Origin of the sequence: Ferrovum myxofaciens, assembly GCF_000735045.1 — a bacterium.
Lineage (GTDB): Bacteria > Pseudomonadota > Gammaproteobacteria > Burkholderiales > Ferrovaceae > Ferrovum > Ferrovum myxofaciens.
Map to the genome: position 1 here is coordinate 1 of NZ_JPOQ01000146.1, position 11781 is coordinate 11781.

General features: G+C 51.1%; 14 protein-coding genes. 5 read left to right on the forward strand and 9 right to left on the reverse strand.

All coding sequences use genetic code 11. The features are described 5' to 3' along the window. Positions 1-86 precede the first annotated feature (86 nt). The 5 genes from IV91_RS0111900 to IV91_RS0111920 form a co-directional block, all read right to left on the reverse strand. Complete coding sequence (locus tag IV91_RS0111900) at positions 87-1019, reverse strand: AlwI family type II restriction endonuclease (RefSeq protein ID WP_200874400.1); 933 nt, start codon at positions 1017-1019, stop codon at positions 87-89. Between the two features lie 203 nt (positions 1020-1222). Continuing rightward, positions 1223-3127 carry a Dam family site-specific DNA-(adenine-N6)-methyltransferase gene (locus IV91_RS0111905; RefSeq protein WP_031598685.1) on the reverse strand — a complete coding sequence of 635 codons (1905 nt, stop codon included), beginning with the start codon at positions 3125-3127 and terminating at the stop codon, positions 1223-1225. Between the two features lie 150 nt (positions 3128-3277). After that, entirely contained in the window at positions 3278-3544 is a 267-nt protein-coding gene (locus IV91_RS0111910; RefSeq protein ID WP_031598687.1) for a CopG family transcriptional regulator, read from the reverse strand. A gap of 39 nt (positions 3545-3583) precedes the next feature. Further along, on the reverse strand, positions 3584-4225 hold the full coding sequence (locus IV91_RS0111915) for an AAA family ATPase (RefSeq protein WP_031598688.1): 642 nt from the start codon (positions 4223-4225) through the stop codon (positions 3584-3586). Between the two features lie 133 nt (positions 4226-4358). Further along, a complete protein-coding gene (locus IV91_RS0111920; RefSeq protein ID WP_031598690.1) occupies positions 4359-6509 on the reverse strand; it encodes a DNA topoisomerase 3 in 2151 nt (716 codons plus the stop codon). Between the two features lie 78 nt (positions 6510-6587). On the opposite strand from IV91_RS0111920, the gene IV91_RS15975 reads away from it, so the two are divergent. Next, entirely contained in the window at positions 6588-7205 is a 618-nt protein-coding gene (locus IV91_RS15975) for a lytic transglycosylase domain-containing protein (protein ID WP_035418012.1), read from the forward strand. Positions 7206-7246: 41 nt separating this feature from the next. On the opposite strand, the gene IV91_RS0111930 is transcribed toward IV91_RS15975, so the two are convergent. The 4 genes from IV91_RS0111930 to IV91_RS18010 all read right to left on the reverse strand — a co-directional run bounded on the left by IV91_RS0111930 (position 7247) and on the right by IV91_RS18010 (position 9764). Then, positions 7247-7744, reverse strand: coding sequence for a hypothetical protein (locus tag IV91_RS0111930; protein WP_031598694.1), 498 nt, complete (start codon positions 7742-7744; stop codon positions 7247-7249). 19 nt (positions 7745-7763) lie between these two features. Then, on the reverse strand, positions 7764-8555 hold the full coding sequence (locus tag IV91_RS0111935; RefSeq protein ID WP_031598695.1) for a ParB/RepB/Spo0J family partition protein: 792 nt from the start codon (positions 8553-8555) through the stop codon (positions 7764-7766). Further along, positions 8556-9434 carry a helix-turn-helix domain-containing protein gene (locus tag IV91_RS0111940; protein ID WP_084190087.1) on the reverse strand — a complete coding sequence of 293 codons (879 nt, stop codon included), beginning with the start codon at positions 9432-9434 and terminating at the stop codon, positions 8556-8558. Positions 9435-9563: 129 nt separating this feature from the next. Beyond that, entirely contained in the window at positions 9564-9764 is a 201-nt protein-coding gene (locus tag IV91_RS18010) for a helix-turn-helix domain-containing protein (protein ID WP_150112480.1), read from the reverse strand. Between the two features lie 73 nt (positions 9765-9837). Here IV91_RS18010 and IV91_RS0111945 point away from each other — a divergent pair, with 73 nt between their 5' ends. The 4 genes from IV91_RS0111945 (at position 9838) to IV91_RS0111960 (ending at position 11540) form a co-directional block, all read left to right on the forward strand. Further along, positions 9838-10194: a helix-turn-helix domain-containing protein gene (locus tag IV91_RS0111945; RefSeq protein ID WP_084190089.1), complete on the forward strand. Its 357-nt coding sequence runs from the start codon at positions 9838-9840 to the stop codon at positions 10192-10194. A 307-nt stretch (positions 10195-10501) separates the two neighbouring features. Beyond that, on the forward strand, positions 10502-10651 hold the full coding sequence (locus IV91_RS18485; protein WP_160171579.1) for a hypothetical protein: 150 nt from the start codon (positions 10502-10504) through the stop codon (positions 10649-10651). Next, positions 10648-10941 (forward strand): hypothetical protein, encoded by a 294-nt coding sequence (locus IV91_RS0111955; protein ID WP_031598703.1) that lies wholly within the window; start codon positions 10648-10650, stop codon positions 10939-10941. Before IV91_RS18485 ends, IV91_RS0111955 begins: the two co-directional genes overlap by 4 nt. A gap of 8 nt (positions 10942-10949) precedes the next feature. Next, positions 10950-11540 carry an HD domain-containing protein gene (locus IV91_RS0111960; RefSeq protein ID WP_051862661.1) on the forward strand — a complete coding sequence of 197 codons (591 nt, stop codon included), beginning with the start codon at positions 10950-10952 and terminating at the stop codon, positions 11538-11540. The last annotated feature ends 241 nt before the right edge of the window (positions 11541-11781 follow it).

Consider the following 11781-nt stretch of genomic DNA (forward strand, 5'->3'; position numbering starts at 1 on the left):
CCACAACGCTGGTCAGGGGCTACCCGTAACTGGGAGCCTGTAGGTGCTGTCCAATTGAATCCGGAACGACAAGTTCGGTTGGCGGCTTAAGATGGTTGAGGCGACAGAAACCCTGAAAGACGCCGGTCGGTCAAATCTCGGCCTCGAAGATCAAACGGAATTCCCCGTAAGTTTGCTTGGCGAACAAGGTCTTCCAACACCAACTGGGCTGTGTCCCGGTTGTCGGTCGGTAGCGTTGCGCCGTTGCAAAGAGCAATCAAGTAGGATTGATCGCTATCCGGGATGCCGGTGTCGACCACGAGTTGTTCGATGAAAAGATGTTTTTCTGGAACAAGCGAAAGTCCGTATCCGCGACTTTGAACCAAGCCTGTGGCTTTGAGATATCGAAAGTTCGTATCGGCGTAATCTCGGAACGTTCCGACCACATACCCGTGTTCGGCGGATGCTAAGTCAAGAGCCTCACGATCGAACTGTCGCCTGCTCACAGCATCAAGGCGCGCCTGACGAAACGAGAGCACACGATCAGCAATCGCTACCACAGTGTCGCTGGAACTGGTCAGTTGAACGATCAGGCCCATTTCCAGGAAGTTCAGTCGATTGTCACCGGTTCGGCGTTCCAATTCGAGCATCGTAGCAAGGGTATGCCGCAGCGGTGAAAATTCCGGAACATTGTAGCCTCTCTCTAATGCCGATGGGATGTAATACGCGGACAACGACCGGAGAAAACATTCCTGCATACCAGGGACGGTTTCCGCCTCAATCAACCGTCTGCCATTATTCGTTAGCGTGAATGGCTCACCAACCCATATCTGTTCCAAACCTTGCCGAACATCCAGCTCTGGAACAATGAAGCCAAGCTGGCTTAACGCCGAGCGCCATTTCCGCCCAAGATCCGACGCATCGGCGTCTTCGCGGGTGATATTGACGATACCATTTTGGTGCAGTAAACGCGCGAACGCATTTTCCAACTCTCGTCCTTTGATGTGCCCCACTAATGGCGAATTGGCCAGCGCGATCAAACCGTCACGTAACCGAAAAGGACTTCGAACAGTAGTATTACCGAGGTGCCATGGTCTCATGGTTAATTTTCTTTTTAATCAATTGGCTAAGCTGCCAAGCAGCGATTTTGCATCGTTATGACATTCAAAGTTTGCGAAAGTCTCGCGGTTTGACTCGTTTTGACCACGTTTTCTTGATCATAGGCATTCAACATACTCATTCTTTAATATCCGACAAAAATATATTCCTGCACATCGTTTTTGTTATCGCCCACCTTGCTACCTTGGTTGCCGATGGAATACTTGTAATCAACGGGAACAACTTCGACATGGCTCTTGTGCTTCGCCATGATGGCGACCATTTCATCCAAGGTTGGCTGACTGTTAGACGAGTAGGACACTACAAGCACGCTTTCACGGAAACGCTTAAAGAGCATGTCGAAGGCTTCCGCCGCGCCCTTGCGTGAAGAAAATGGCGTCGGATATGACTTGAATTTCTTGGTGAGAGTGTGTTCCTGAATTTCAACGCCTTGCCAGTCACGAGCCAAGCCTTCAACAAAGTGATAGCGGCGTACATACTCGTTATCAGACAGTGGGGAATAATAGGGCGGGTCGATATAGACCAAGCCCGGTTCGCGGTTCTGCAATGTCATTGCATCGCCGTTGCGGGCCTTGTTTTGTTGGCCGTTGTTAAACACGGCGGCATTCACCATATCAACGGCCTCAAGGAACTGGGCGCGAAACGTCATTAACAGGTCTTTGCGTCCGTCGTCATACCGATGGCCTACATAGGTAAAAATACCACGAGGGCGTTTTTTCAGACAGGCTCGAATCAGTGCCGACATGGCAATCGCCCGCTTATACGGGTTCTTCACAGCCTTGATATTGGCTCGCGCCATATCGATCAAGCGGTTATCGTCATCGCTGAAATACAGCCCTTGGAACTTGGTTTCAACAAAACGATCAATCGTATTTTTCGGCTGAAGCAATGCTAACGCCTCGGCTTGCGGCAAGGTGATTTCGTTGTTCTCAATCATCGCCTTGGCAAACGTCGCTGACATCGCCATATAGTCGTTGCTCACCACGGCCTTACCGTGAGATTTAAACATGTAGCCCACTACACCAGAACCCGAAAACAGGTCCAAGGCGGTGTCAAATTCAAATTGAGAAGCAACCGCCCAGATTTCGCTTAGCAGCTTATTTTTCGAGCCCATGTAACGGGTCGAAGGGTATTGCATGGCCTGTGGAGGTAACGGGGCGGGAACCAATCGCAAATTAAAGCGCTGTTTAGGTGGGACGGTAACAATCACATCCTCGCCCGTTCGGCCTTTCCCATTACATGAGATATAACGCTTTGTTTGCACCACTTCGACAGCGAACTTTCGGTACTGCTCATGCACCAAAGGATGGTTTGAGTTTGTCAAAATCACATGACAGCCCAATTCATGCAGACGTTTAACCTCAGCAGCCAGCTCAACATGATCCTCTTCGTAAAACTGCTCTTTGGTGTAGCGTTTGAAGTCGGCATACGCTGAAATAGGCAGATAAGGCGGGTCAAGAAAAATGAAGTCCCCCATCTGCGCGTTTTCTTTTAAAACCGTCTTGTAATCACCACAAATTATTGTGGTGGCACTGAGAAGCGCAGAAGCCGCTTTCAGCGCATCTTCATCTATGATTTTTGGGTTCTTGTATCGTCCAAACGGCACATTGAATTGACCTGATTTATTGACCCGGTACAGACCGTTAAAACACGTTCTATTCAAGAAGATGGTGCGAGCTGCTGCCTCTACGTTAGACAATTTGGTAACGTCCAATGCGCGAGCAGCATAAAACACCTCTTCGGTATTTTCATAAAGGCGAAGCTGTGCTATCACACAATCGACATCTGCGGCAACGGTACGATAGAGATTGACCAATTCAGGATTGCTATCTGCAATAATCCCACCCACTGGCTGCGCTGCAAAGAATACAGCACCGCCACCGAAAAAAGGCTCGATATAGCGACCATACTTTTTCGGGATTTTAGGCAGGAGCTCCCCTAAAAGCTGTGTCTTTCCACCTGCCCATTTCAGCAATGGCCTGGATAAAGCCGAATCCTGCGGCCTTTCTAAATCTGAGACACACCCCATGCTTTACCTTTGCTTTTTTCTGAAAGCCAACTCATACCATTGACTAGGATTTTTCTACGTCACCACCGAAACTGTGGGACACAACGCCAACAAACTTATAAAAAGTGGGGCGTGACTATTTAACTAACGACCGTATAGCAACATGAATTTTCAGCCACGTTTTATGCTGTCAATAATCAAGCCATGCTCCACCGCTCGATAAATTGCCATGTTAATTATAGCAGCACGGGACTGGCCTAACTCGCCAGCCAACTCATCCACTTTCTGTAACAGCGTTGGCGCAATGGTCAGACTAATTTGCTGTTTGTTACCCTTCTTGACGCCTCTTGTCCGTGCGGCATCAGGTGCGCCCAAAATGAACGTATCGGCCGCTGCTGAGGAATCAGGCACTTTTGTCTTCGGCTTCGTAATTGCCATTACATACCCTATCAATACTTTTTCAGTATCACTTTAATATTAAAACAACGCTGCAACAAGTGCATTTAACTCTTCCACCGCCTTTTTGTCCATCGGTTTTTGTTCCAGCACCGATAGCCCGGCGCCAGCGGCATTGGCAAATGCCTTACGGCGGCGAATCGGAGTCGACAGATATTCAAACTGAGGGACATCACCTACAGCTGCAGCCGCCTCCAAATTGTCGGGGGACAACTCACCCGGATCAGCGCAGTTCAAAATCGCCACGGCTCTCAATCCATCGCGCACACTGCGCGCTTCATCCACCAGCACAGCTATATCGTTGAGCGCCCACACATCGTAGCTGCGCGGCTGGAATGGAACCAGCAATATATCCGACAGCACCAGTGCCGCCCGCAGCGCTGACGAATCGCGCCCGCCAGCGTCGATGATAATGTCGTCGAATTTGGCTGCCTGCTGCTTCACCTGGGCGCGCAATGTCGGTCCATCGGGATAAGTCGCGCATGCTATGCCGGGCTGACTTCCAGCCTCCGACCGGATGCTGATGGCGGTTTGCGCTGTGCCTTGACGATCACCATCAACCAGCCAGACCTCCCGCCCTTGAAGCGCGCGTGCAATGGCGAGATTCACAGCCAGGGTTGTCTTGCCCACACCACCTTTTGTGTTGCCTACCGTGAGTATCATATTAATCCTTTTTTAATATTAAAACGATATTGTTATTATATCGTTCAGATTGCTTTAGTCAATTATTAAAGGTGTAATTAAACCCGGTCTTGTCAGGCTTCATACACTTGACGCGTGCCGACCATACCGCTATTCAGGCGGTTTTTGCCTCCCATTTCATTCCCAACTTGCCTTCATCCTTTCGCTCAGGCCACCACGCCGATTTGCAATCGCCACACCGAAAATATGCCTTTCCACCCTTAGTTTCATTTTTGAACGTCGGTTTCTTGCAGGCCGGGCATTTGGGTCCACCGGCAGCCGGAACAGCCCTCTGGCCAGCGCCACCTTCTGGCTTGTCCTCAAACTTCTTGCCTGGCTTGCCGCCATCGTCTGCAAATGCCGTTTCACAGTCCGGGCAACGATGATAGGGTTTTCCTGCACGGCTTAGGAGCTGCGCGCAGCGCGCAGCCTGGCAGGCCGGACAGGCATGCATGACAACATCCCTGTCCAGCAGCTTGCCTTGCAACAGGGTGCGCGTGTAACCGCGCACGGCTTCGGTCTCATGCTCCATGAATACATCCAGTGGTGCGCGTCCGGCCGCAATGTCGGCCAGTGCGTCTTCCTGCAGGGCGGTGGTACCGGGATCCGCCAATTCAGGCGCAACCTTGCGCAGCATGTCGATCAGCTGCACGCCGCGAGGGGTCGGATGAATTTCTTTTTTCTTGCGCTCGGCATATTCACGGGTCATCAGCACTTCAATCATGCTTGCCCGTGTCGCCTCGGTTCCGAGGCCAGCGGTTTCCTTGAGCCTTGCCTTGAGTTTTGGGTCGGTGACCAGCTTGTGAATGCCGGTCATGGCCGCAATCAATGTGCCATCCGTGTACGGCTTCGGCGGTGCCGTGCGCTTGGCCACTACAGCTGCGCCACGGCATTGCAGCGTTTGCCCTTCAATCATCACAGGCAGCTTGCCGGATTCAGGGGATACGCCTTCTTCATCCTCTTCCTGCTCGCCCAGCCTGGTCCAGCCGGGTTCCAGCACGATTCTCGCGGTGGCGCGGAACCGCTCACCGCCAGGCGCTACGAAAATTGCCTCGCGCGTTTCAAATCTTTCCGACGGCATGAAGAGGCGAACATACGATTCACAGACCAGATCGAACACACGCATGGCATTGGCCGACAGGCTCGCTGTCGGCTTCTGTCCGGTCGGGATAATGCCATGGTGCGCCTCGACCTTGCCGGTGTTCCATGCGGCGTGCTTGCGCTCCGCATCCAGACCGTCCTGACCGGGGGCGACGGCTTTGAGAATCCGGCCAGCGTCTGCGTGCATTTCCATGGGCAAATACGGACAGTCGGTGCGCGGATAGGTGGTGAGTTTGGCTTCATACAGTTCCTGGGCTGCAGCCAGCGTGTCCTTGGCAGACAGCCCCAGCCGGCGACTGGCGACCTTTTGCAGCGTGCTGAGCGCATACGGCATGGGTGCCGCGCGCTCGCCCGTTTTGCTGGTAAAGCGTTCCACGCGCATGGATTGCTCGCGTACCGATTCCACCACGGCTTCTGCCTGCGTTTTATCCATCAACAGGCCATCAATCAGCAGATCATCCGGGATTTGCCATAAAGCCTTGATGCCATCGTCGCCCAGTTCCGCTTCGACCTGGTAGTGGTCGCGCGGCTTGAAGTCCTCTATCGCGCGCATGCGATCCACCAGCAGCGCCAGCGTCGGCGTCTGCACCCGACCGACGCTCCACGACCCCGGCACACCAATCGCCTGCAGATTGCGGCTGATGGCGATGGAGCAGTTCATGCCCCTCAACCAGTCCGCACGCTGGCGCGCCAGCGCGGAGTCATAAACCGGACGCATGGATTCATTGGTCTTGAGCGTGGCCAGTGCCCGCTTCACGCTGTCATCATCCAGACTGGACAACCACAAGCGCGAAGTTTTTCCGCGCCACGCCAAATGAATCAGCACCTCATCAACCAGCAGCTGGCCTTCCCGATCCGCGTCACCGGCGTTGACAACCTCCTTTGCGGTCTTGAGCAGATCACGGATCACCTTGACCTGCTTGCCTGCCCCGCCATCGCGCGGTGTCAATTTCCATTCCTTTGGGATGACCGGCAGATCGGTTGATTTGACCTTACCACCGTCCACATAGTCTTCCGGCGGCGCCGTTTCCAGCAGGTGCCCGAAACACCAGGTCACCTTCGTGCCGCCTGCACAGTCGATATACCCTTCAGCCCTTTTGGCGCCGCCCAGCACGCCGGCGACGGCTTGGGCTACGGACGGTTTTTCAGCGATGATGATGCGCATTGATTTCTCCACAGGTAAGCCCTGAACATCAGGGTGTTATATCTATTCTGAAAAGTGGACACTTTGCAGAATAGATATATGACCCCAATCGATTTGATACATCAGTGCGCTTCTGATCTGGCACCCGTCACCATTGCTGCTATCGTCCAACAGGAATCAGGCGGTAACCCGTTCTTGTTGCATGACAACACCACCAAAAAATCATGGCGGCTGAATAATGCCGATGAATCAACCAAACTTGCGCGTGCACTAATTCAAGCAGGTCATTCTGTGGATATTGGTCTGGCGCAGATTAATAGCAAAAACTTGTCGGCACTGGGTTTAAAAATTGATGATGCGCTGGATCCGTGCACCAACCTTCTCGCAGCCCAATCAATCCTGAAAACAGCTTGGGAACAATCGGGGCATGACCTGCGCGGCGCTCTGGCCGCTTACAACACAGGGAAAACCACGTCATCTGTCGGCGCGCATTACAGCGCAGAGGTGTTCGCTAAAGCCGGCATCAAGGTGCCAGAAATCCCCGGTGGTAAAATGGCTTCGTGGGTAACTCAGAATCCGGCACGGATTCCTACAACATTGCCACCGATTCGCGCAGTAGTTACATGGACGCCAGCGGCAAGTCCTCTACAACCCAGAACCGACGTGCTGTTGCCAAAAGCGGCAACAGATCTGTCCATCACAATTCCAGCCCCCTAATTTGTATGATTTCCTCTTCCATTTATGCGGCTGGTGCTTTTTTAAGGATATGCGCTTCGTATCTTTTGAATAGCCGATTTGCTCAATCCACAAAAATTTGCCGCTTGTCGAATCGTCCAATAACCATCTTGAACCAGAATTTCCAATGTGCTTTGGTTTTGTGTACGCTTCCTCATCTGGCGAGATTCTTCAATATCAAGCGCATCCTGCTCGATTAATTCTTCGTCACGAATCAGAACGTCTTCGGTTGATAACACATGAAGTTCGGCAAGCAGTATTGTTTTGTCGTCATCAACATCATTGCCAATTAAATCATCCAGCAGCTGTAAATTATGCCACCTGCGAATGAACCCCCACAGCGACCCCATGATATATTCATGCACACCTCCGATCATCGGTGTATAAGCACTGCGTCCTTCCGCTACTTCCATGCACATCAGGTACAGCTCCTGCCGAATATCATCAGCGTCCAGCGTGGATTGCGCTGCCAGTTTCCAAGCGTTACCTGCAAGTTCGTTATACAGATCATCTGCGTTCATTTTTACCGCCCTTCCATATTTACTTTAATCTGGAGAAAACGCGATCCGAGACGCTATCATCATCCATGACACACGGATGAAACAGGTCATGCGTGAAATCACATCGTGGTGGGTCTTGCATGAATTCCTGCAAATCAGGTTTCTTTTTGTTTTTCCGTTCCTGAGCCGTCATAATTTGAGCCCTTTCACAGGATGAGCGAGTAATCACGCCTGCGCCAGGTTTTAGTAATTTCTTCTTAATATGAGGCGCGAGCTGGATAAAGGCAGACCATGCCTCAGCATCAGCAATCCTCCCCGCGTTAATCAGCCGTCGGGCCACTGGATCACGCGCAACACCCAGCATGCTATCCACCCAGATTGCGGGTTTCCCCAGCGCCGTCGCAATGGCTGCAACCGACATTCCAGCATCGGCCAGTCTGCAGGCAGTGACCGCCATTTCATCCAACGCAGGCGCCAGGCGATGCAGGTTTTCGCCTGCCCATATCGCAAGATCAACCAATACCGTCGATTCAGTTTCACTGTATTCCATCGCCTGGATTGTTTTCCAACCAAGCTGTTTCGCAGCCTGAAGTCGCAAATGTCCGAAGATCAGGATCCAGCCGTTGCCATGCCGTCGCACGCCAATCGGTTGTAACTGGCCTATTGTGGATAGGCTCAGCATCATCAGGTCAATTGTATCCGGATCAATATTTCGGCGCGGTTGAATGCGGCGCAACCGAACCTGTTTGACAGGCACGTCCAGAAATCTAGGTTTGGCTTGTTCTGAATCACCAAGATCCAGTTCGTTGCTGTCAGCAGTCTTAATGTTCATTTAGCCTCCTATTCCATTTTCGTGATTTCGCTTTCGCCGCGTTCTGATGGTATCAATGATTTCCTGGCCTTTTTTGCAGGCCAATGGGTCAGGTTTTGACGATTGTCGTGCCATAGCCATGGTCTTTTCCCGCTCTACCTCTTTCGTTCGTTTCTGCGCAACCTCAACACCAAGCGCCGGGTAAAACTTTCCTTGCCCCATCGCTTTCACCAGCGACATGGCCAGTGTGATGGGATTTTTGCAGGTGCCTTTGGCCAGTGCTCCGCTGACTTCGTCCAGGATCGCCTGTCTGTCGGCGGGATCGCAGGCTTCGAGAATCCGGGTCAGGCCGGATCGGGTCTGGTCGGCAACGGCTGGGAAAATCAAATCAACACACACACGATTTTCGGGTTCCGGTTGCTCGCGCTCAGTGGTTCTATTTACCTCTGAAGTGTGTTGTTTGTTTATGGTTGTATTTAGTGACGGTTCTGGTGCGGCAGAATCTGCCGCTGGCTGAGGTCGTTTTTTGCCGACGGCAGAATCTGCCGCTGGCAGGATTTGCCGCTGGGTTTTTTGGTTTTCAGCCTGCGGCAGAATTTGCCGCTGGCAGAATTTGCCGTCGGTAAAGGCACCACCAATATAGAGTTTGAATCTATCGGAAGTGTATGAACCATTCGCGCGTTTACGAGAAATTCTGGAAATGATGCCCAGCTGTTCTAGTGTTACCAGGTGCCCTCGAATTGCACGTTCAGAAAGGCATGTTTTGACGGAAATGGCTTTTTGGCTTGGATAGGCTTCGCCATTTTCATCTGAAAAGTTGGCCAGCGCCAAAAGCGTAAGCTTTGCTCCGGAATTAGGGAGGTCAAGATTAAATGCCCACGAAAGAGCGTCTAAACTCATTGCAACACTCTTTCCATTATCTGGCGATGTCTGGCACCAGTCACAGCAACTTGGACGATCAGATCGTCAGACTGCATCATGGCTCACAATCCACCGTCTGGTTGTGCGCCATGTAGAAGTTTTTGTGTTTCATGCTCCAACCTTCGGATACATCTCTTCAGAAAGCGCAATTAATTTCAAACCAAGATTGGCATTTGGAGATGTGGTCGCACCACGACGCAGATCGCTAATAGTAGATTGTCCACAACCACACTTTTGCGCAAGCGTGGATTGGGTATAACCGCCCCGCGATCGGTCTGTAAGGTCAAGAATAAGTTTTTGCCAGTTCATAATTTTTATTTTAGCGGATAACCGATATTTATGTAAAGCGGTTAACCGATATTATTTTTGATACGATTGAAACATGATGAATGATGACAAAACTCAGGAAGGCCGAACCGCTTTCGGTGCTCGATTATACGAGGCCAGGAAAGCCAAGGGATTCACACAAAAGCAAGTGGAAACCCGAATAGGAATCGCTCAAAGCACTCTTGCAGAACTTGAACATGAGGGCAAAGGTTCTGCTTACGTAGTAGATCTCGCCTTGCTATATGAAGTTAATCCAGTATGGCTTGCTAAAGGAATCCAACAAAGAATAGGAACATTGCCTGCCCCGCCATGGTTAATTGAATTGAATGAAAATGAATACAAGCAAACTGAGCAATTTGCAAAAAACTTAATTTTTGCGAGGCCTCAAAAAAAGAATCCGCTCGCATCTTAAAATTTAAAATACGTAAAAAAGCACGCAAACATCAGAAGTTTCGTAAAAGAAAATCTGATGCCATCATCATCATTTTTCCTGTATCAAAAAAATTCCCTAACTAAAAATTGGTTAACCATTAAAATTTTTAATAAAATATCGGTAAACCGCTTGACTTCTATCTATCGGATACCCGATAATTAATCGTCATAGTTTTTTACCGGAAATTATTATGAGTCGATCAATCAACATTCCGCCATTCAAATTCTTGCCATTCCGCCAATTCCGTGTGGATTACAGCTTGGTCGGTCGTCGCGATGGTATTTCTATGCGCGAACCCGATCCTGCGTTGTGGCGCAAGAACGATTACCGACGCGGCTATGCGGAAGGCTTGATTGCCACAGCTAAGCGCATCGCTCAGGTTCACGCACTTCCCGATGTTCGCAAATTACCTTGCGGCAAGGAGGAACGGACATGAACCATGAAAACTGGATTGTCGGTTCGCATCGGACAGTGGATCGCATGATCGACGCGCGCCCGATCGCAATTTGCGAGATTTTCAGTGGCGCGGCTGACAGTCTGGAACAGGCGGATGCGTTTCAATGCATGATTGCGGCAGCGCCAGATTTGTTGCGCGAATTGCAAACGCTTGTAACCGGATTGACCTATATGCTCGGGTCAGAAAATGCTGAAGGTGTCACTCAAGCAGCACGCGACGCTATTGCCAAGGCAACCTGCAACATACATGAAGCGAGAACCGCACCATGAATGCACACATGCTGACTTCTTCCGGTCGGGACTTTGTTCCGTCGCAGCTTGTGCCAGCCGATGTTTGCATTACCGACATCGCACATGCCTTGTCGCTGATTTGCCGATTCGGTGGCCACACCGTCGAACATTATTCAGTTGCCCAGCACAGCCTGCTGGTTGCCCGCATTCTGTCCGCCATGGATGCTTCACCAGCGGTGCAGCTAGCCGGCCTGATGCACGACGCGCATGAGGCCTATATCGGCGATATTCCAACCCCGATCAAGGACACGCTGGGGCTTTGCTGGCATGAACTTGAATTCCAGGCGGCTGACGCTGTGCAAGCTGCATTCGGCCTGTCCAGTGTTATGCAAAGCAACAAAGCAATGATCAAACATGCCGATCTGGTGGCGTTGGCCACCGAGCGGCGGGATCTGACACGCTTTGATACCAATCGCAATTTGGCGTGGGATATACTCGTCGGCGCATCGCCGTTCCAGGAACCGGCCACTACCGGATCCTGGTCACCTCAGTGGTGGGCAGGCTTGTTTCTGGACAAGTTTACAAGCCTGAGCGATACCGTCGCAATCCAGTCTGTTGGCATGTCCACAGCCGCGTGATTGCTTTCTTGATTTGATACAGGAGATGCCATTGTGATTAGAAAAACCTCAACATTCCTTGCATTAGCAGGAATTATTACTGCCACCTGCGCCCAGGCCAGCCCACTGCAAAATATTGGCTCTATATGAAATACAGTGGGTAACTGAATTTCAGTTTGCCGCACAAAAAGTAAATCATGTTGATGAAATTTCCAGTATTGCGGTAGCCCCTGGCGCGTCTTTTTGCTAGTTGAACCTTGCT